Source organism: Psychrosphaera sp. B3R10 (genome assembly GCF_018861025.1).
Lineage (GTDB): Bacteria > Pseudomonadota > Gammaproteobacteria > Enterobacterales > Alteromonadaceae > Psychrosphaera > Psychrosphaera algicola.
Genome location: NZ_JAHKQH010000041.1, coordinates 87,093 through 106,552 on the forward strand (window position 1 = coordinate 87,093; position 19,460 = coordinate 106,552).

General features: G+C 42.4%; 31 protein-coding genes. 29 read left to right on the top strand and 2 right to left on the bottom strand.

Going from position 1 to position 19,460, the window contains the following annotated elements; all coding sequences use genetic code 11:
- Positions 1-164: 164 nt before the first annotated feature.
- The gene (locus tag KO525_RS15245; protein WP_215964701.1) at positions 165-2,015 is read left to right on the top strand and encodes a sigma 54-interacting transcriptional regulator; all 1,851 of its coding nucleotides are present in this window, start codon (positions 165-167) and stop codon (positions 2,013-2,015) included.
- 65 nt (positions 2,016-2,080) lie between these two features.
- Here KO525_RS15245 and KO525_RS15250 read toward each other — a convergent pair whose 3' ends face one another.
- Together KO525_RS15250 and KO525_RS15255 are read right to left on the bottom strand one after the other, a co-directional pair.
- Complete coding sequence (locus KO525_RS15250; RefSeq protein WP_215964702.1) at positions 2,081-3,163, bottom strand: TonB family protein; 1,083 nt, start codon at positions 3,161-3,163, stop codon at positions 2,081-2,083.
- Positions 3,164-3,238: 75 nt separating this feature from the next.
- Positions 3,239-4,663: a family 14 glycosylhydrolase gene (locus KO525_RS15255; protein WP_215964703.1), complete on the bottom strand. Its 1,425-nt coding sequence runs from the start codon at positions 4,661-4,663 to the stop codon at positions 3,239-3,241.
- A gap of 383 nt (positions 4,664-5,046) precedes the next feature.
- Between KO525_RS15255 and rpsJ the strand changes: the two genes are divergently transcribed.
- The 28 genes from rpsJ (at position 5,047) to rplQ (ending at position 18,794) form a co-directional block, all read left to right on the top strand.
- Positions 5,047-5,358: a 30S ribosomal protein S10 gene (rpsJ, locus tag KO525_RS15260; RefSeq protein ID WP_215964704.1), complete on the top strand. Its 312-nt coding sequence runs from the start codon at positions 5,047-5,049 to the stop codon at positions 5,356-5,358.
- 14 nt (positions 5,359-5,372) lie between these two features.
- Entirely contained in the window at positions 5,373-6,011 is a 639-nt protein-coding gene (gene rplC / locus KO525_RS15265; RefSeq protein ID WP_215964705.1) for a 50S ribosomal protein L3, read from the top strand.
- A 14-nt stretch (positions 6,012-6,025) separates the two neighbouring features.
- On the top strand, positions 6,026-6,631 hold the full coding sequence (gene rplD, locus KO525_RS15270) for a 50S ribosomal protein L4 (RefSeq protein WP_215964706.1): 606 nt from the start codon (positions 6,026-6,028) through the stop codon (positions 6,629-6,631).
- Entirely contained in the window at positions 6,628-6,933 is a 306-nt protein-coding gene (gene rplW, locus KO525_RS15275) for a 50S ribosomal protein L23 (RefSeq protein WP_215964707.1), read from the top strand. Before rplD ends, rplW begins: the two co-directional genes overlap by 4 nt.
- A gap of 15 nt (positions 6,934-6,948) precedes the next feature.
- On the top strand, positions 6,949-7,773 hold the full coding sequence (gene rplB / locus KO525_RS15280) for a 50S ribosomal protein L2 (RefSeq protein WP_215964708.1): 825 nt from the start codon (positions 6,949-6,951) through the stop codon (positions 7,771-7,773).
- Between the two features lie 16 nt (positions 7,774-7,789).
- A complete protein-coding gene (gene rpsS, locus KO525_RS15285; protein WP_215964709.1) occupies positions 7,790-8,068 on the top strand; it encodes a 30S ribosomal protein S19 in 279 nt (92 codons plus the stop codon).
- Between the two features lie 10 nt (positions 8,069-8,078).
- Complete coding sequence (rplV, locus tag KO525_RS15290) at positions 8,079-8,408, top strand: 50S ribosomal protein L22 (RefSeq protein ID WP_215964710.1); 330 nt, start codon at positions 8,079-8,081, stop codon at positions 8,406-8,408.
- A gap of 11 nt (positions 8,409-8,419) precedes the next feature.
- Positions 8,420-9,124 (top strand): 30S ribosomal protein S3, encoded by a 705-nt coding sequence (gene rpsC, locus KO525_RS15295; protein WP_215964711.1) that lies wholly within the window; start codon positions 8,420-8,422, stop codon positions 9,122-9,124.
- Between the two features lie 10 nt (positions 9,125-9,134).
- Positions 9,135-9,548: a 50S ribosomal protein L16 gene (gene rplP, locus KO525_RS15300; RefSeq protein ID WP_215964712.1), complete on the top strand. Its 414-nt coding sequence runs from the start codon at positions 9,135-9,137 to the stop codon at positions 9,546-9,548.
- On the top strand, positions 9,548-9,742 hold the full coding sequence (gene rpmC, locus KO525_RS15305) for a 50S ribosomal protein L29 (RefSeq protein WP_215964713.1): 195 nt from the start codon (positions 9,548-9,550) through the stop codon (positions 9,740-9,742). Before rplP ends, rpmC begins: the two co-directional genes overlap by 1 nt.
- Positions 9,742-9,999, top strand: coding sequence for a 30S ribosomal protein S17 (rpsQ, locus tag KO525_RS15310; protein ID WP_215964714.1), 258 nt, complete (start codon positions 9,742-9,744; stop codon positions 9,997-9,999). The genes rpmC and rpsQ overlap by 1 nt, the downstream gene beginning before the upstream one ends.
- 293 nt (positions 10,000-10,292) lie before the next feature.
- Positions 10,293-10,661, top strand: coding sequence for a 50S ribosomal protein L14 (rplN, locus tag KO525_RS15315; RefSeq protein ID WP_215964715.1), 369 nt, complete (start codon positions 10,293-10,295; stop codon positions 10,659-10,661).
- A 10-nt stretch (positions 10,662-10,671) separates the two neighbouring features.
- The gene (rplX, locus tag KO525_RS15320) at positions 10,672-10,986 is read left to right on the top strand and encodes a 50S ribosomal protein L24 (RefSeq protein ID WP_215964716.1); all 315 of its coding nucleotides are present in this window, start codon (positions 10,672-10,674) and stop codon (positions 10,984-10,986) included.
- A 14-nt stretch (positions 10,987-11,000) separates the two neighbouring features.
- Entirely contained in the window at positions 11,001-11,540 is a 540-nt protein-coding gene (gene rplE, locus KO525_RS15325) for a 50S ribosomal protein L5 (RefSeq protein ID WP_215964717.1), read from the top strand.
- 11 nt (positions 11,541-11,551) lie between these two features.
- Positions 11,552-11,857 carry a 30S ribosomal protein S14 gene (rpsN, locus tag KO525_RS15330; protein WP_215964718.1) on the top strand — a complete coding sequence of 102 codons (306 nt, stop codon included), beginning with the start codon at positions 11,552-11,554 and terminating at the stop codon, positions 11,855-11,857.
- Positions 11,858-11,877: 20 nt separating this feature from the next.
- Entirely contained in the window at positions 11,878-12,270 is a 393-nt protein-coding gene (gene rpsH / locus KO525_RS15335) for a 30S ribosomal protein S8 (RefSeq protein WP_215964719.1), read from the top strand.
- 14 nt (positions 12,271-12,284) lie between these two features.
- Positions 12,285-12,818 (top strand): 50S ribosomal protein L6, encoded by a 534-nt coding sequence (rplF, locus tag KO525_RS15340; RefSeq protein ID WP_215964720.1) that lies wholly within the window; start codon positions 12,285-12,287, stop codon positions 12,816-12,818.
- A gap of 9 nt (positions 12,819-12,827) precedes the next feature.
- Positions 12,828-13,178 (top strand): 50S ribosomal protein L18, encoded by a 351-nt coding sequence (rplR, locus tag KO525_RS15345; RefSeq protein WP_215964721.1) that lies wholly within the window; start codon positions 12,828-12,830, stop codon positions 13,176-13,178.
- Between the two features lie 9 nt (positions 13,179-13,187).
- Positions 13,188-13,694 (top strand): 30S ribosomal protein S5, encoded by a 507-nt coding sequence (gene rpsE, locus KO525_RS15350; RefSeq protein ID WP_215964722.1) that lies wholly within the window; start codon positions 13,188-13,190, stop codon positions 13,692-13,694.
- A 6-nt stretch (positions 13,695-13,700) separates the two neighbouring features.
- Positions 13,701-13,883 carry a 50S ribosomal protein L30 gene (gene rpmD / locus KO525_RS15355; RefSeq protein ID WP_215964723.1) on the top strand — a complete coding sequence of 61 codons (183 nt, stop codon included), beginning with the start codon at positions 13,701-13,703 and terminating at the stop codon, positions 13,881-13,883.
- Between the two features lie 4 nt (positions 13,884-13,887).
- Positions 13,888-14,319 carry a 50S ribosomal protein L15 gene (rplO, locus tag KO525_RS15360; protein ID WP_215964724.1) on the top strand — a complete coding sequence of 144 codons (432 nt, stop codon included), beginning with the start codon at positions 13,888-13,890 and terminating at the stop codon, positions 14,317-14,319.
- Positions 14,320-14,331: 12 nt separating this feature from the next.
- Positions 14,332-15,690: a preprotein translocase subunit SecY gene (gene secY, locus KO525_RS15365; RefSeq protein WP_215964725.1), complete on the top strand. Its 1,359-nt coding sequence runs from the start codon at positions 14,332-14,334 to the stop codon at positions 15,688-15,690.
- 16 nt (positions 15,691-15,706) lie between these two features.
- Positions 15,707-15,820 (top strand): 50S ribosomal protein L36, encoded by a 114-nt coding sequence (rpmJ, locus tag KO525_RS15370; protein WP_105051509.1) that lies wholly within the window; start codon positions 15,707-15,709, stop codon positions 15,818-15,820.
- A gap of 117 nt (positions 15,821-15,937) precedes the next feature.
- Positions 15,938-16,294, top strand: coding sequence for a 30S ribosomal protein S13 (gene rpsM / locus KO525_RS15375; RefSeq protein WP_215964726.1), 357 nt, complete (start codon positions 15,938-15,940; stop codon positions 16,292-16,294).
- Positions 16,295-16,310: 16 nt separating this feature from the next.
- Positions 16,311-16,700: a 30S ribosomal protein S11 gene (gene rpsK, locus KO525_RS15380; RefSeq protein ID WP_155696621.1), complete on the top strand. Its 390-nt coding sequence runs from the start codon at positions 16,311-16,313 to the stop codon at positions 16,698-16,700.
- Positions 16,701-16,722: 22 nt separating this feature from the next.
- Positions 16,723-17,343, top strand: coding sequence for a 30S ribosomal protein S4 (gene rpsD / locus KO525_RS15385; RefSeq protein ID WP_215964727.1), 621 nt, complete (start codon positions 16,723-16,725; stop codon positions 17,341-17,343).
- Positions 17,344-17,367: 24 nt separating this feature from the next.
- Complete coding sequence (gene rpoA, locus KO525_RS15390) at positions 17,368-18,360, top strand: DNA-directed RNA polymerase subunit alpha (protein ID WP_215964728.1); 993 nt, start codon at positions 17,368-17,370, stop codon at positions 18,358-18,360.
- 32 nt (positions 18,361-18,392) lie between these two features.
- Positions 18,393-18,794, top strand: coding sequence for a 50S ribosomal protein L17 (gene rplQ / locus KO525_RS15395; protein WP_215964729.1), 402 nt, complete (start codon positions 18,393-18,395; stop codon positions 18,792-18,794).
- Positions 18,795-19,460: the final 666 nt, after the last annotated feature.

A 19,460-nucleotide genomic window follows, 5' to 3' on the forward strand; every position in this document is an offset into this window, starting at 1 on the left:
CACGAAATTTCGTTGGTAACGATTTTTCGTGGTTATTTCAACGAAATGTCGTTGTTGGCTTAAAGATTGAAGGTCTAATTACTAAATAGAAGAACACAACGATATCACCTACGTTTCGGATGCGAGGGAATATGCTTTGCATCGAACGCGACTTGAGGTTTTTAATGCTAAATCACTTATTTCATAAAGCACCTACAGCAATGGTGTTGATAGAACCGCGGGAAAACCGTCTATTACGTGTCAATAAGCAAGCGGAGCTAATGTTTGGCATCGATAAGCAGCAACTTGAACTATTAACGGCGACGCAGTTTTTCTCTGAGTGTTTAGATTTGTTTATGGTATTTACACAGCAAATTTTGGAGCAAGGGCAGGCGTGGTCTGATGAATTGACCATACAGGTAAGCGGCATATCTATCGGGCTTGAGATTAACGCAAACAAGCTTGATGACTGTATCTTATTGAGTTGTGAGCGACGCGCTGAAAACGATAAAAGACGTTTTATGTCGAAGCTTAATGAAAAATACCAAGCTGGTATGTTTCATTGGAGCCAGGACGAAACCGTATTTGAAGAAATCGAGCGCCAAAATCAATTGCTTTTAAAGGCTGTAGGTGACGGAATTTATGGTGTCGACACCAAAGGCAACGCAACGTTTGTTAATGCAGCTGCCGAAGCATTATTGGGCTGGACCAAAGAAGAGTTGATTGGCGTTAATATTCACGAGGCAATACATTATTCACACGCAGACGGTTCTCCTTATCACACGCATCAATGTCCTATATTCGCAGCCTTCCATGACGGAGAGGTGCACAGTGTCGACAACGAGGTGTTTTGGTGTAAGTCCGGTCGGGCTATGCCAGTTGAATACATGAGTACTCCTGTAACTGAAAACGGTATTTTAGTTGGTGCGGTAGTGGTTTTTCGTGATATTACCCAGCGCAAAAAGACCGAGTCTGAACTGCGCAATGCATTGGAACAAGTGGACTCATTAAAAGCGCGCTTGGAAATGGAAAATGCGTATCTAAAAGAAGAGCTAAATGCAGACTTTAACCATCACCAAATCATTGGTAACAGTTCTCAAGTTAAACATATGGTGCATCAAATCGAACTTGTAGGACCGACGGATGCAAATGTACTCATAACCGGTGAGTCAGGTACAGGTAAAGAGTTAATTGCCCGAGCCATACACGAAGTTAGCCAAAGAAAAGCGAGGCCACTAATCCGGGTTAACTGTGCTGCTATTCCAGCGGAACTGTTTGAAAGTGAATTTTTTGGGCATGTAAAAGGCGCGTTTTCAGGCGCGGTATCCGATCGATTAGGACGGTTTCAACTAGCCGATGGTGCGACAATTTTTCTAGATGAAGTTGGTGAAATTCCGCTACAGCTTCAAAGTAAACTATTGCGGGTTTTGCAGGAACAACAATTTGAACGGGTTGGCGAGTCTACCACTCGCAAAGTGGATGTACGGGTTATCGCCGCAACAAACAAAGACCTAAAACAGCTTGTTGCTGAAAATAAATTTCGTGAAGATCTGTATTTTCGACTTAACGTATTTCCACTTCATTCTCCGCCATTAAGAGAGCGTCGTGGCGATTTGGGATTATTGGTTAAACACTTTGTACGTAAGGCCTGTCGTCGATTTAACAAACCAACATTAAAAGTTTCACTCGCCCAGATGCAGCACGTTGAACAATATAATTGGCCTGGCAATATTCGTGAGCTTGAAAATATAATAGAGCGGCAGGTGATACTCGCAGTGAGTGATAAGTTAAATTTTGAATTTTTAAGCCAAGAGCCAACATCAAGAAGCGTAGCTAAAACCGCACTGTCGCTGCCTAACATTGTCAATGCGCTACAGCATAAGGAAATGGAAAAATTGAATATTGAGAAAGCACTTAGTCAAAGCGCGGGCAAAATATATGGCGATAACGGCGCTGCAGAATTATTAGGTTTAAAACCGACGACATTGGCTTCGAAAATGAAGAAATATCAAATAGATCGCCATCTTTATTCATAACGACTTATTAGGCGACTCGTGAATATCAATAGTCACCTAAGCTAATTAATAACGTTTGAACGCCATTAACGTCCAATTTTAAAATCGAGTTGTACCCTTGAAGTTGCTTCGACAGGCTCGCCGTTTTCAAATTTAGGGGCGTATCGCCAATTCTCAACTGCGTCGATTGGTGCCCTTTGGAATTTTTTACTGCCGCCATATTCCGTCGAAATAGGGTCTTTTACAAAGCCATTTGCATCTATCACAAATTCAACAATAGCGTAGCCGTCTTTACGAGAGCGCACTGCTGACTGAGGGTATTGAGGTTGCGTTCGGTATAGTGGCTTTGGCAACTGGTTATCATCCCAAGGCGTCATTTGGCCAATTGCTTTACAATGATTAGTCGCCTGATCACTTTCACCAATTTTCTCATATGCTTTAACTAAAACAGCATGGGTGGTAAGTTCTAAAGGGTGAGTCGGGCCATCTAAATTGTAAAAAACATCTAAGTTTTTTGATAACATTGCTATGGCTTTGTCAGTTTTCCCCGTCGCAATATAGTAGTTTCCGGTGTAATAATTAGAATATACAAGTTGTCTTTCATTCGCAGGTAAGTGTTTACTCAAATAGTCATTTGCTTCGATAAGGACTCTGCTTTTTGGCGAACCTAAAGAGAGTAATTCGGCGCCAATATCCGCTTGAGTCTTTGCAACAAGTAAAGGTTTAGAGTCTTTATGGCTATCCAATAAAGATAGTGCCTTTTGGTAATACTTTATTTGTTTATTTTTGCTTTTCCGCTGATATGACTTAGCAACTAATATGTAAAGGTCAACGATTGCAAGGCTGTCTTCTTTATACTCTTCTAAATAAACATCTATATAAGGAAGCAGAAGTTCATTTGCAAGTTTGAATTCCTTATTATCTATATAGGCGGTTGCCAAATTGGACGCCAAATTTGCAGTATTTACACTATTTGAACCAAATAAGCGCTTTCCGGTGTTATAGGCGTTAAGCCCAGTACGAATGGTTAACTCAATATCTTCAGATTCAAGCGCATTTTTAAACGCATCATAGGCGATATTAAAACTGCGCTTTAACGCGTTATCTTCTGCAGCTAGAGCGCAGGTTGACATTAAAAAGGCGACAAATAAAAATCCAATTCTAGGCATGAACAATCCCTGTAATAAATAGTAGTGTTTCGCCATTATTGACGAAATGGGCAGCGCTCGCAATAATTCACTAAATCAGTCATTCAGCTTATTAATAAGTTTTGGGTATTGAGTGTTTGCAAGACCGTTTACAACATCGTTTAATCTAAGGATGGTTATTCCGCCATACCCGTCATTCATTAACGCATCGGTAATATTGTTCCACCCCGTCTGTGATGATGTGCCTGCAGCCAACGCATTTTCTCCTTTCACCGTGACACCTTGCCTTTTTGCCTCTTTTCCGACCCAGCTAACAAGCGTCTTGGCCAATGAAAAGGAAGGGGATACTGGGTTGTCAGACATTTCTAAACAGGTGAAGTGCAAAATGACTTGGCGTTCAGTCGTTGAATGTTTTGCAGCTAGACCAATGGCAGCTTTATAACCATGACCAACACCTTTATTATTTAGTTTGCTTCTAAACTCGGCTGATATAACCCCAGCCGATAATTCAGCAGCTCGAGCCAAATGTGAAGGGGCAGCCATTAACCAATGGATGCCAGGGACCTTATAACCTAAGTCGATATTTTTAAATGCTTTTGAGAAGCCACGCTGTGCTGCAGTTATTAATCGGTCGCCGTGTTTCATTAGGGACTGATGATACCAATCCAATATATCCAAGCCGTATGTTGAATTAAGGTGTTGACCGGTCGTAACAAACGTATCCATGTGCTTAGGTAACTCAATTTGTTCCAGTGCCGTATACGAGGTCTGCCAAGCTTTATTTATATTAGACAAACTTTGGTATTTACTAAGTATGGACTGTTGAAAGTCGCTAATAGCTAACAGACCAAATGACTGAAATGCCCCCCGAGTTGGATAACCGGTATTGGTATCATGGCTATTATATGAAGGGTATCTAAGTTCACCCGCTGGTCCCATGCTTATATTGAGTTCATCAAAGTTAACAGCCATGTGCGCATAATGTGATTCAAACGCTGACATAAACTCAATGTATTGCGGAATTACGAGGTTGTCAGCCCAAAGTGAAACATACTCATTTGAATAGTTTCCTTGTTCACTTTTATACATGAGGTCAGTCGGCTTTAAAGCCTGAGCTTTCAGGTGCTCCGATTGTCCCGTGTTTTCGTTAGTATAATGTTGCCAAATCCAATTAGGGATAGGTACGTCGCAACTGTCACCGACATTTCCGCCACACTGATGGAAGGACATAATTGGTATGATCTGCAATCCTGCTGAGGTAATGGCGGAAAAGATGTTGTCATAATAAGACCAGTCGAACATCTGGTCGCCTTCGTTTTCAACTGCTCCCCACCAAACATCGACGGTGACTGCTTCTATGCCCATCTTTTTAGCAGTTTGAAGGTCATTTTTAAAATCACGCCATTGAGCTTGTGTGTCTAACCATAAAGGACCCATCACGTTGACGGACGTTGAGAACGCGGGGAGACTCCATAAACCTAACAAGGTAACCAGTAAAAGTGCTTTAAATAATTTAACCATAATGACCATGCGTATGCCGATATAATGTAGATAAGAGTGTCTGAAAAGCTTATTGGATGGAACAGGCATACGTATGCGTAGTGACTGAATCCCAATACGGCAGATAAAATACAATTTATGTAAATAAATTGTTGCATTTATAGTCAGACTCTATAGAATGCGCACTCCCATTTTGTATCTCGGTACAATTAATTTTTGGGCAAGCTAATAATTTTATATGTTCTTTCATTAGCTTGGTAGGTTAGCAATTGGCTAACCATATACAGGGGCTCCGATATGGAGTCCAATTAATATATAAAGAAAAACGCTTATTTCTCTTATAAGGAGAGGTGATGCGTGTTTTTTTATGCTCTTTCTAAAATGCTCTTTTTTTGAGGTTTAAAATGAATAGTCAACGTATTCGTATACGATTGAAAGCGTTTGACCATCGATTAATCGATACGTCAACACAAGAAATCGTTGAAACGGCTAAGCGTACAGGCGCGCAGGTTCGTGGTCCAATTCCACTGCCAACTCGTAAAGAACGCTTCACTATATTGGTATCCCCGCATGTAAACAAAGATGCGCGTGACCAATATGAAATTCGTACGCACAAACGTCTAATCGACATAGTTGAGCCAACAGAAAAAACTGTTGACGCACTTATGCGCTTAGATCTTGCTGCTGGTGTAGATGTTCAGATAAGTCTGGGTTAATCGGGGGTTTCAAAATGACTATAGGTCTAGTCGGACGTAAAGTGGGCATGACACGTATCTTCACAGAAGATGGCGTATCTGTACCAGTTACGGTAATTGAAGCAACACCTAATCGTGTTACTCAAATCCGTGACGAAGAAACCGACGGTTACCGTGCTCTTCAGGTAACTGCAGGCGATAAAAAAGCGAGCCGCGTAAACAAGGCAGATGCTGGTCACTATGCGAAAGCAGGTGTCGAAGCTGGTCGTGGTTTATGGGAATTCCGCTTAGCTGCAGATGAAGGTAACGGTATCGAAGTTGGTAACGAAATTACTGTAGAAGTATTTAACGACACTAAGTTAGTTGACGTTACAGGCACATCTAAAGGTAAAGGTTTCCAAGGTGGTGTTAAGCGCTGGAATTTCAGCATGCAAGACGCGACTCATGGTAACTCTCTTTCTCACCGTGCTCCGGGTTCAATTGGTCAAAACCAAACTCCAGGACGTGTATTTAAAGGTAAGAAGATGGCCGGCCAAATGGGTAACGTACGCACTACAACTCAGAATCTTGAAGTTGTTCGTGTAGACGCAGAGCGTAACTTACTTCTAGTAAAAGGCGCTGTACCAGGTGCAATTGGCGGAAACGTCGTAGTTAAACCTGCTGTTAAAGCGTAAACCGGAGATTAGTGATGAAATTAGATTTTGCAGGCGCAAACGGCGCTGTTGAAGTTTCAGAAGCTACTTTCGGCCGTGAGTTTAATGAAGCATTAGTTCACCAGGTAGTTACTGCATACGCTGCAGGCGCTCGCCAGGGTTCTAGAGCTCAAAAAACTCGCTCAGAAGTTAGCGGTGGTGGTAAAAAACCATGGCGTCAAAAAGGAACAGGTCGTGCCCGTGCTGGTACTATTCGTTCTCCAATTTGGCGTTCAGGTGGCGTAACATTCGCAGCCAAACCACAAGATCACTCACAAAAAGTGAACAAGAAAATGTATCGTGGTGCTATTCAAAGCATCCTTTCCGAACTTGTTCGCCAAGAACGTTTCGTAGTAGTTGACAACTTTGAAGTTGAAACTCCTAAGACTAAAGCACTAGCAGCTAAGTTGAACGAAATGAGCTTAAAAGATGTGTTAATCATAACTGAAGAAGTTTCAGAGAACTTGTTCTTGTCAGCACGCAACTTATATAAAGTTGACGTACGTGACGTGGCAACTATCGACCCAGTTAGTTTAATCGCTTTTGACAAAGTATTGGTAACTGCTGCTGCAGTTAAACAAATTGAGGAGATGCTAGCATGATAAGCGAAGAACGTTTGTTAAAAGTTTTGGTAGCTCCACATATCTCTGAAAAGAGTACTTTGGCACAAGAAGCTAACAATACTTTGGTTTTCAAAGTTGCAGTAGATGCGACTAAAGAAGAAATCAAAGCAGCGGTTGAGAAACTTTTCGAAGTTGAAGTTAAAAAAGTTAACTCTTTAAACGTTAAAGGTAAAGCCAAGCGCACAGGCGCTCGCATGGGCCGTCGTAAGAATTGGAAAAAAGCTTACGTGACTCTTGTTGAAGGTCAAACTTTAGACGTTGAAGAAGCAGCTGCAGAGTAATTGGAGAATTGAAAAATGGCTTTAGTAAAATGTAAACCAACTTCTCCAGGTCGTCGTCATGTAACGAAAGTTGTTAACACTGACCTACATAAAGGCGCACCGTACGCACCGCTTTTAGAGAAAAAATCTAAATCTGGTGGTCGTAATAACAACGGTCGCATTACTGTACGTCATATCGGTGGTGGTCATAAACAACACTACCGTTTAGTTGACTTCAAACGTAACAAAGATGGTATCCCTGCTACAGTTGAGCGTTTAGAATACGATCCAAATCGTAGTGCTAACATCGCTTTAGTTCTTTATGCCGATGGTGAACGTAAGTACATCATAGCGCCTAAAGGTCTTAAAGCTGGTGACCAGGTAATGTCTGGTATAAACGCACCAATCAAAGCTGGTAACTCTATGCCTATGCGTAATATGCCAGTAGGTAGCACAGTGCACAATGTTGAGCTTAAGCCTGGTAAAGGCGCTCAAATGGCACGTTCTGCTGGTGCATACGTACAAATCTTGGCTCGTGATGGTCAATATGTAACTCTACGTCTTCGTTCAGGCGAAATGCGTAAAGTACTATCTGATTGTCGTGCGACTCTAGGTGAAGTGGGTAACGCTGAACATATGCTTCGTCAGCTTGGTAAAGCTGGTGCAAGCCGTTGGCGCGGTATCCGTCCGACTGTCCGTGGTGTCGTAATGAACCCGGTAGATCACCCACACGGTGGTGGTGAAGGTCGTACTTCAGGTGGTCGTCACCCGGTTACTCCATGGGGTAAACCGACTAAAGGTGCTAAGACTCGTAAGAACAAACGCACGGACAAGTATATTGTTCGCCGTCGTAATAAATAATTAGTGAGGTAATACCATGCCACGCTCTCTCAAGAAAGGTCCTTTTATAGACCTGCACTTGCTGAAGAAGGTCGAAGCAGCTTTGGAAAGCGGGAACAAGAAGCCTATAAAGACTTGGTCTCGTCGCTCAATGATCATTCCAGATATGATTGGATTGACCATTGCTGTTCATAATGGTCGTCAACACGTTCCAGTGTATGTATCTGACGAAATGGTTGGCCATAAACTGGGTGAATTTGCACCGACTCGTACATACCGCGGTCACGCGGCTGACAAGAAAGCTAAGAAGAAGTAAGGAGTAAAAAATGGAAGCATTAGCTAAACATCGTTTTGCCCGCACTTCTCCACAGAAGGCTCGCTTGGTAGCTGACCAGATCCGTGGTCTACCAGTCGACAAGGCACTCGACGTATTAACTTTCAGCAACAAAAAAGCTGCTGTTTTGGTTAAGAAAGTATTGGAATCAGCGATTGCAAACGCCGAACATAATGAAGGCGCAGACATCGACGAACTTAAAGTTGCTAAAATTTTGGTGGACGTAGGTCCAACAATGAAGCGCATTAAGACTCGTGCGAAAGGTCGTGCAGATCGCGTTTTAAAACGTTCTTCACACATAACTGTAGTAGTTGCGGACTAGGAGATTAACTAATGGGTCAAAAAGTACATCCAACGGGGATTCGCCTAGGTATCACTAAACCATGGGTTGCTACCTGGTACGCGAATACGAAAGAATACGCAGGTCAACTAAACGGCGATATTAAAGTACGCCAATACTTGACTAAAGAATTAAAGAACGCTTCAGTTTCAAAAATCACAATTGAGCGTCCTGCAAAATCGATTAAAGTAACAATTCACACGGCTCGTCCGGGTGTTGTAATCGGTAAGAAAGGCGCAGATGTTGAGAAGCTACGTAATGTAGTTGCGAAATTGACTGGTGTCCCTGCTCAAATCAACATTGCGGAAATCCGCAAACCTGAGTTAGATGCGCAGCTTGTAGCTGATAGCATTTCTAGCCAGCTTGAGCGTCGTGTTATGTTCCGTCGTGCTATGAAGCGCGCAGTTCAAAACGCAATGCGTGTTGGAGCAAAGGGTATCAAAGTTGAAGTAAGCGGTCGTTTAGGCGGAGCAGAAATTGCACGTTCTGAGTGGTATCGTGAAGGTCGTGTTCCACTACACACTTTACGTGCTGACATCGACTATGCTACTTCTGAAGCATTAACTACTTACGGCATCATCGGTGTTAAGGTATGGATCTTTAAAGGTGAAGTACTTGGTGGTTTCGGTTCTATCTCTCAAGAAGAACCAAAACAACCTAAACCAGCGAAGAAACGTCGTAGCCAGAAAGCTAAGTAGGGAGTAGACGATGTTACAACCAAAACGTACAAAATTCCGTAAGCAGCATAAAGGCCGCAACCGCGGACTAGCACTGAACGGTAACAAGGTTAGCTTTGGTACTTTCGGTCTTAAAGCTACTGGTCGTGGTCGTATGACTGCTCGCCAAATTGAGGCAGCTCGTCGTGCGATGACTCGTGCCGTGAAACGTCAAGGTCAAATTTGGATCCGCGTTTTCCCTGACAAACCAATAACAGCTAAGCCGTTAGAAGTTCGTCAAGGTAAAGGTAAGGGTAACGTTGAATATTGGGTTGCAGAAATTCAACCTGGTAAAATGTTATACGAGATGGATGGTGTAGCCGAAGAGTTAGCGCGTGAAGCATTCCGCCTAGCTGCTCGTAAACTTCCATTCAAAACCACTTTTGTAACTAGAACGGTGATGTAATGAAAGCTAGCGAACTTAAAGATAAAAGCGTAGAAGAGCTTAAAGCTGAACTACTAGGTTTGTTACGTGAGCAATTCAATTTGCGCATGCAACATTCATCAGGTCAACTAGCTCAAACTCACTTACTGAAAGAAGTACGTCGCAACATAGCACGTGTGAAAACAGTAATTACACAAACTAAGGCAGGTGCGTAATGAGCGATATTATCCGTACATTACAAGGCCGCGTAGTTAGCAACAAGGCAGAGAAATCTATCGTTGTTTCTATCGAACGTAAGGTTAAACACCCTATCTATGGTAAATTCGTTAAGCGTACAACTAAGTTGCATGCACATGACGAAACAAACCAGTGTGATATTGGTGACACGGTTACAATCCGTGAATGCGCTCCGATTTCTAAGTTAAAAACTTGGACATTAGTAGACGTAATCGTAAAAGCTAAAGAACTTTAATTAATTAAAGCCTTTTGTTTAAAAACCGGAGCTTAGGCTCCGGTTTTTTTATCCCTTTAATATTTTAATCATTTTGCTTCTAAAACTAACTAGAGATATGGCGTGTATTAAGCCTTTAAGACTAATTTGTTTATTCATTGAACATTTTTTAATCTTAGGTTGTATTCAGTGTCCTGTTCAGTTACACTTGCGCGCCCTTTTAGGGGGTAGATTGTTCTTGTGTATCTTGAACGTCTTGAAAGTAGCTTGTCCGAAAGGGCATATGAAGTAAATTTAATAGTGGAGCACTAAACATGATCCAGATGCAAACTACGTTAGACGTGGCTGATAATTCAGGCGCTCGTCGCGTACAGTGTATTAAGGTTCTAGGTGGCTCTCACCGACGTTATGCCCGTATAGGCGACATCATTAAAGTTTCTGTGAAGGAAGCAATTCCTCGCGGTAAAGTTAAGAAAGGTGATGTCCTAAACGCGGTGGTAGTTCGCACTAAGTCAGCGGTTCGTCGTCCAGATGGTCAAGCCATCCGTTTCGATAGTAATGCAGCTGTTATATTGAACGCCAACTTGCAGCCAATTGGTACTCGTATCTTCGGCCCAGTAACTCGTGAATTGCGTAGTGAAAAGTTCATGAAGATTGTATCTTTGGCACCTGAAGTAATTTAAGGAGCTGAAAATGGCAAGCAAAATTCGTCGTGATGATGAAGTCATCGTAATTACTGGCAAAGATAAAGGTAAGACTGGTAAAGTTTTACAAGTTATCGCTGGTACTGAACGAGTAATCGTTGAAGGAATTAACCTAATCAAGAAGCACACTAAGCCTGTACCACAGTTACAGCAGCCTGGTGGGATCATTGAGAAGGAAGCTTCTGTAAACGTTTCAAATGTAGCGATTGTTAATCCAGAAACTGGAAAAGCAGATCGTGTAGGTTTTAAATTTGAAGACGGCAAAAAAGTTCGTTTCTTCAAATCTAATAATAAAACTATCTAATCTTGGAGTATAACGTGGCGAAACTGCATGATACTTTTAAAGACAGCGTAGTGCCTGAATTGATGAAACAGTTCGGCTACACATCTGTCATGCAAGTCCCTCGACTTGAGAAAATTACCTTGAACATGGGTCTGGGTGAAGCTCTAGCGGACAAAAAAGTACTTGAATCAGCAACATCTGACATGGAATCTATTGCCGGTCAGAAGGCTGTTGTTACTCGTGCTCGTAAGTCTGTTGCAGGCTTCAAAATCCGTGAAGGATACCCGATCGGTGCCAAGGTAACTCTACGCGGTGAGCGTATGTGGGACTTTTTAGAGCGCTTAATTACTATCGCTCTACCTCGTGTTCGTGACTTCCGTGGCTTAAATCCTAAGTCATTTGACGGTCGCGGTAACTATAGCATGGGCGTACGCGAACAAATTATCTTCCCTGAAATCGATTTTGACAAAGTAGACAAGGTACGTGGTTTAGATATCACTATTACTACTTCGGCAAAAACGAATGAGGAAGGTCACGCTTTGTTAGCTGCTTTCAACTTCCCATTTAAAGGATAAGGTGTAGAGTAATGGCTAAAAATTCAATGAAAGCGCGCGACGTAAAACGTGCTAAATTAGTTGAAAAATTTGCGTCTAAACGTTCTGAGCTTAAAGCAATCATCAAAGACGTTAACACGTCTGATGAAGATCGTTGGGCTGCAGTGCTTAAACTTCAAGAGCTTCCTCGTGATTCAAGCCCTTCGCGCCAACGTAACCGTTGTGCAGTGACTGGCCGTCCTCATGGCTTTTTACGTAAATTCGGCTTAAGCCGTATTAAATTACGTGAATCAGCTATGCGTGGTGAAGTTCCAGGCCTTAAAAAGGCTTCTTGGTAAGAATCTGGGAGTATTGAAAGATGAGCATGCAAGATCCTATCGCGGATATGTTCACCCGCGTACGTAACGGCCAAATGTCAAATAAGGTCGACGTAACAATGCCTTCTTCTAAAGTTAAGACAGCTATTGCTGAGCTTCTTAAGAATGAAGGTTTCATTACTGATTACGAAGTTTCAGGTGACGTTAAGAAAGAATTAAGCGTTACTTTGAAATATTTCGAAGGTAAATCTGTAATTGAAACAATTAAACGAGTTAGCCGTCCTGGTCTTCGTATTTATAAGAAGACTGACAACCTACCTAAAGTTATGGGTGGATTGGGCGTAGCTATCATATCTACATCAAAAGGTTTGATGACTGACCGTGCTGCACGCAAAGCGGGCATTGGCGGAGAAATCATCGGCTACGTAGCTTAATAGGAGAGTCTAATATGTCTCGTGTAGCAAAAGCACCTATTAACGTACCGGCCGGTGTTGAAATTTCTGTTTCAGGTCAGGACGTCAAAGTTAAAGGTAAAGTAGGCGAGTTAGCAATTAGTGTTAACGCCGCCGTTGAAGTTGTTGTTAACGACAACGTAGTAAGCACTCTACCACGTGAAGGTTTTCCTGATGCGTGGGCACAAGCTGGTACAGCTCGTGCGAATATCAACAACATGGTTGTTGGTGTTGCTGATGGTTTTGAGAAAAAACTTATTTTAAATGGTGTTGGTTACCGTGCAGCTGTTAAAGGCAACGTACTTAACTTATCACTTGGTTTTTCTCACCCAGTAAATTTCGAAGTGCCTACAGGCGTTACTGTCGAAGCTCCTAGCCAAACTGAAATTGTGGTTAAGGGCGCTAGCAAACATCTAGTTGGTCAAGTTGCAGCGAACATTCGCAAATATCGTGAACCAGAGCCGTATAAAGGCAAAGGTATTCGTTATAGCGATGAGAACGTTCGTCGCAAAGAGGCTAAGAAAAAGTAAGGTAAGACGATGGATAAGAAATCAGCTCGTTTACGTCGTGCCAAGCGCGCTCGCAGAACGTATATTGAAAACGGTGTTACTCGTTTAGTAATGCACCGTACGCCTCGTCACGCTTACGCTCAGGTAATTTCTCCTGAAGGTAAGGTGTTAGCGGCGGCATCCACTGTAGAAAAAGACATCCGCTCTGCGGTTGCTTCTACAGGTAACGTTGAAGCTGCGGCTGCGGTTGGTAAAGCAGTAGCAGAACGTGCGGTTAAGAATGGTGTAGCGAAAGTTTCATTCGACCGTAGCGGTTTTAAATATCACGGCCGTGTTAAAGCGTTGGCAGACGCTGCTCGCGAAGCCGGACTTCAGTTCTAGGAGTAGCGCATGTCGAATGTAGAAGCAAAACAGACTCAAACTGAATTCGAAGAGAAACTTATTGCGGTTAACCGTGTATCAAAAGTAGTTAAGGGTGGTCGTATATTCTCGTTCACTGCTTTAACTGTTGTTGGTGATAAAAACGGCCGTGTAGGTTTTGGTTATGGTAAAGCGCGTGAAGTTCCAGCTGCTATTCAAAAAGCAATGGAAAAAGCGCGTCGTAACATGGTTAGCGTAGATTTGAACAATGGAACATTGCAACACCCTATTAAGGGTCGTCACTCTGGTTCTAAAGTTTATATGCAACCAGCTTCAGAAGGTACGGGTATCATCGCAGGTGGTGCAATGCGTGCAGTGCTAGAAGTAGCAGGTGTACAAAACGTACTTTCTAAATGTTACGGTTCAACCAACCCAATCAACGTTGTTAGAGCTACCGTTGACGCACTTGCAGGAATGAAATCTCCTGAACAAGTTGCGGCAAAACGTGGCTTGAACGTTGGTGAGATCTTGGGGTAATACACCATGGCTAAGAAAACGATTAAAGTAACACAAACACGTAGCTCTATCGGTCGTCTACCGAAGCATAAAGCTACATTACGTGGCTTGGGATTACGCCGTATCAATCACACAGTAGAGTTGGAAGACACTGCATGTGTGCGTGGTATGGTAAACCAAGTTCAATACATGGTTAAAGTGGAGGGGTAATCTAATGCATTTGAATACTCTATCTCCAGCATCAGGCGCTAAGTCAGATAAGAAACGCGTAGGTCGCGGTATCGGTTCTGGCACAGGCAAAACTGGTGGTCGTGGACACAAAGGTCAGAAAGCTCGTTCGGGCGGAAGTGTAAGACCAGGTTTTGAAGGCGGTCAAATGCCTTTACAACGTAGGTTACCGAAATTCGGTTTCACTTCACGCAAGTCGTTAGTAACTGATGAAGTAACATTGTCAGAAATCGCAAAAGTCGATGGTGATATCGTTTCTTTAGAAACGTTAAAAGCCGCCGGTCTTGTGAAAAAAGGCATGCTTTACGTTAAAGTTGTTAAATCTGGTGAAATCGCTCGTTCAGTAACTGTAGCTGGTCTACGTGTTACTAAAGGCGCTGAAGAAGCTATTTTAGCAGCTGGCGGAAAAGTAGAATAAGGATAGTATATTATGGCTAAACCAGGATTAGACCTACAAAGCGGTCAAGGCGGCTTTGCCGAATTGAAACAACGCTTATGGTTTGTATTGGGCGCAATCATTGTTTTCAGATTGGGTTCATTTGTTCCAATTCCTGGGATAGATGCCGCAGTACTAGCTGATTTATTCGAGCAGCAAAAGGGTACCATCGTAGAAATGTTTAACATGTTCTCCGGTGGTGCGCTTGAGCGAGCTTCGGTATTAGCGCTAGGTATTATGCCGTACATAACTGCATCAATTATTATGCAGTTGTTAACGGTAATGCACCCGACTTTAGCTGAGCTAAAGAAAGAAGGTGAGACTGGTCGTAAGAAAATCAGTCAATACACGCGCTACTTCACGCTTGTACTGGCGACATTCCAGTCGTTTGGTATTGCTACAAGTTTGCCAAATATGATGTCTGGCTTGGTGATTAATCCAGGTCCAGGGTTCTATTTTACAGCTGTAGTAAGTTTGGTTACCGGTACCATGTTTTTGATGTGGTTAGGTGAGCAAATAACTGAACGTGGTATCGGTAATGGTATTTCTATACTTATATTTACAGGTATCGTAGCGGGTTTACCGTCAGCAATTGGACAAACAGCAGAGCAAGCTCGTCAAGGCGAGATTCACTTAATCTTGTTGTTATTGATTGCACTAATTGTATTTGCAGTAACATACTTTGTTGTGTTCGTAGAACGTGGTCAGCGACGTATCGTTGTTAACTACGCTAAACGCCAACAGGGACGCCAAGTGTTTCAAGCACAAAGCTCACATTTACCACTTAAGGTAAATATGGCTGGCGTAATACCACCAATATTTGCTGGTAGTATTATCATGTTTCCTAGTACAATTGCGGCATGGTTTGGTACAGGTGAAGGGGCTGTTGCAGATTTTCTACAACAAGTGTCTTTAACTTTATCACCGGGGCAACCCCTATATGTTATGTTGTACGCGGCTGCTATAATATTCTTCTGTTTCTTCTACACAGCGTTGGTTTTTAACCCACGTGAAACAGCTGATAACTTAAAGCGCTCAGGTGCATTTATTCCTGGTATTCGTCCGGGAGAACAAACGTCGAGATACGTAGATAAAGTAATGACACGTTTGACTCTTGCAGGTGCGCTATACATTACGTTTGTATGTTTAGTCCCTGAATTTATGATGATTGCATGGAATGTTCAGTTTTATTTTGGTGGCACATCGTTATTGATTATCGTTGTTGTTGTCATGGACTTTATGGCTCAGGTTCAAACACTGTTGATGTCTCATCAGTATGAATCTGTTCTTAAAAAGGCGAACCTTGCAGGTAAAGCGATTGATAAAGCTAACCTGAAAGGCTATAGCCGTTGATTGCGGAGTAAAAGCAATGAAAGTACGTGCTTCCGTTAAGAAGATTTGTCGTAACTGTAAAGTAATCAAGCGTTCAGGTGTTGTTCGCGTGATCTGTACAGACCCTAAGCATAAACAGCGCCAGGGTTAATACGACATAAAAAAGGCGGGCGGGATTAATAATAGTCTCGCCCACATTTACAAATGGTCATACGTCGAGTATCCTAACGGGCTTTTCGACCGACCCATAAATTAAGGAGATGTGTTAGTGGCCCGTATCGCTGGCATTAACATTTCCGATCGTAAACATTCTGTTATCGCTTTAACAGCGATTTACGGTATCGGCAAGACTCGCGCACAAGCAATTTGCGCAGCTACTGGTATCGCAGAAGTTACGAAAATCGGAACTTTATCTGAAGCAGATTTAGATAAATTACGTGAAGAAGTTGGCAAGTTTACCGTAGAAGGTGACCTTCGCCGTGAAGTTACACTTAACATTAAGCGTTTAATGGATTTGGGTTGTTACCGTGGTTTACGCCACCGTCGCAGTCTTCCTTTACGTGGTCAGCGCACTAAAACAAATGCGCGCACCCGTAAAGGTCCACGTAAACCTATTTCGAAATAAGGCGAGGTAGCAAGATATGGCAAAAGCTCCAACTCGTTCACGTAAAAAGGTAAAAAAGCAGGTTGCTGATGGTATGGCTCATATCCATGCATCTTTCAACAACACAATCGTTACGTTAACTGACCGTCAAGGCAATGCGTTGTCTTGGGCTACGGCAGGTGGTTCAGGTTTCCGTGGTTCACGTAAATCTACTCCATTCGCTGCTCAGGTAGCTGCAGAACGTGCAGGTGAAGCTGCAAAAGAGTACGGTTTGAAGAATATTGAAGTATTCGTCAAGGGCCCAGGCCCAGGTCGTGAATCTGCAATCCGCGCATTAAATGCTGTGGGTTATAAGATCACAAACATCACTGACGTTACACCTATTCCTCATAACGGTTGTCGTCCGCCTAAAAAACGTCGTGTATAACGACGCTTAGTGGAGAAAGATCATGGCAAGATATTTGGGTCCAAAGCTAAAGCTTAGTCGTCGCGAAGGAACAGATTTGTTCCTTAAAAGCGGTGTACGTGCGATCGAAACTAAATGTAAAATCGATACTGCTCCAGGTCAGCACGGTGCGCGCAAGCCACGTTTGTCTGACTACGGTTTGCAGCTTCGTGAGAAACAAAAAGTTCGTCGTATTTATGGAATTCTAGAAAAACAATTCCGTAACTACTACAAAGAAGCGGCTCGTCTTAAAGGTAATACTGGTGAAAACCTTTTAACACTTTTAGAAAGTCGTTTAGATAACGTTGTTTATCGTATGGGTTACGCAAGTACTCGTGCGGAAGCTCGTCAGCTAGTTAGCCACAAGTCAATTGTAGTTAACGGTCAAGTAGTGAATGTTCCTTCCTACAAAGTAAATGCTGCTGATGTCGTTGCAATTCGTGAAAAATCGAAGAAGCAAGGTCGTATAGCTGCAGCATTAGAGTTAGCTGAACAGCGTGAAAAACCGACTTGGATTGACGTAGATAATAAAGAAATGTCTGGTGTGTATAAATCTCACCCAGAGCGTTCTGATTTGTCTGCCGAGATTAACGAACAGTTAATTGTTGAACTTTACTCTAAGTAAAGTTGAAAACTAAGAGGATATAAAATGCAGGGGTCTGTAACTGAATTCCTTAAGCCAAGGCTTGTAGACATTGAACAAGTAAGTCCAACTCGAGCTAAAGTAACGTTGGAGCCGCTAGAACGTGGTTTCGGTCATACTTTAGGTAATGCGTTGCGTAGAATCTTGTTGTCATCCATGCCTGGTTGTGCCGTAACCGAAGTAGAAATCGACGGCGTGCAGCACGAATACAGTGCAAAAGAGGGTGTACAGGAAGATGTGATAGAAATATTGTTAAACCTTAAAGGTTTGGCAGTACGCGTTGAGGGTAAGGACGGTGTTACTTTGACTTTAAATAAGTCAGGTGTCGGCCCTGTTACAGCTGCTGATTTTCAGCACGATGGTGATATAGAAATCATCAACCCTGAGCACATCATTTGTAATTTGACGAGTGAAAGCTCCGAAATTTCAATGCGTGTAACAGTTGAGCGTGGCCGTGGCTATGTACCAGCTTCTGCGCGAGTGTCCTCCGACGAAGAAGATCGTCCAATCGGTCGTTTGTTATTAGATGCATCTTTTAGCCCTGTGGAGCGTATAGCTTACAATGTTGAGAGTGCACGTGTTGAACAGCGTACAGATTTAGATAAGTTAATTATCGATATGGAAACGAACGGCACTTTGGATCCTGAAGAGGCAATCCGTCGTTCATCTACTATTCTTGCAGAGCAATTAGAAGCGTTCGTAGATTTACGTGACGTTACTGAAGTTCAACAAGAAGAAGAGAAGCCGGAATTTGATCCAATTCTACTTCGTCCAGTGGACGACTTAGAACTAACAGTTCGCTCTGCAAACTGTTTGAAAGCGGAACAAGTTCAATATATCGGTGATTTAGTACAACGCACTGAGGTTGAGTTACTTAAAACACCTAACCTTGGTAAGAAGTCGCTAACAGAAATCAAAGACGTTTTGGCGTCTCGTGGTTTATCTCTAGGCATGCGCCTAGAAAACTGGCCACCGGCTAGTCTGTTAGATAACGACTAAATCTGTCAACGAATAGTTAGAAGGAAAAGCTCATGCGCCATCGTAAGAGTGGTCGTCAATTAAACCGCAACAGCAGTCATCGTCAAGCGATGTTCCGTAATATGGCGGGTTCTTTGGTGAAGCATGAAATCATCAAAACAACTTTGCCTAAAGCTAAAGAGTTACGTCGTGTTATTGAACCATTGATCACAATGGCTAAATCAGACAGCGTTTCTAACCGCCGCTTGGCATTCGCAAGAACGCGTGATGCTGAAGTAGTTGGTAAGTTATTTAGTGATTTAGGTCAACGTTACAGTGAACGCCCAGGTGGCTATACTCGTATCATTAAGTGCGGCTACCGTACTGGTGATAAAGCACCTATGGCTTACATTGAACTGGTCGGTAGACCAGAACTTGATGAAAGTGCTGATGTAGTTGAAGCTACTGAAGAATAAAAACGAATGCCGGGTTTACCCGGCATTTTTTTGTCTGAAGATCCTTATTCTCTTTTATATAAACATCTGCTTTTAGAGTTCTTACTCAACCTTTCTATATTAACGCTCATTTTCTACACTTATCTATCTATATATATCGTACTAACTACTGAAATAATTTTAACTTTCTACTGTTAGATCCTAGATCACTAGCATTATTTAGTGGCAGCTAGAAAATATTAGGATCCAGAAAACCCCATATAACAAGCATCTCAGCGCCGAGTTGGTTGTTCTTTGTTCGGTTGCGATCTTTTTTGTAAAAAGTAGTTGCACCTTTAAAAATGATCTCTATAATGCGTCCTCGTTGTCAGGGAGACATCAACCGCTCAAAACAATATGTTTAGTAGCAGGAATGGCGTCTAAATCGACTAGGAAGTTTGAAAAAACTTTCAAAAAGATTTAAATAAAACGTTGACAACAAAAACAGGAAGCGTATTATACGCCTCCCGGTTGAGACAGAGTCTTAACCCAGAGGAAACCCTCTAAACCGTTCTTTAACAATTTGTAATTAATTATCTGTGTGGGCACTCCGTAGAGTAGTGACAACAATATATATGTATAAAGCTACTTATATAGAATGTCTGCACAAATTTATTTGAACAGTATTTTTATTAAGTAGCCGATTAA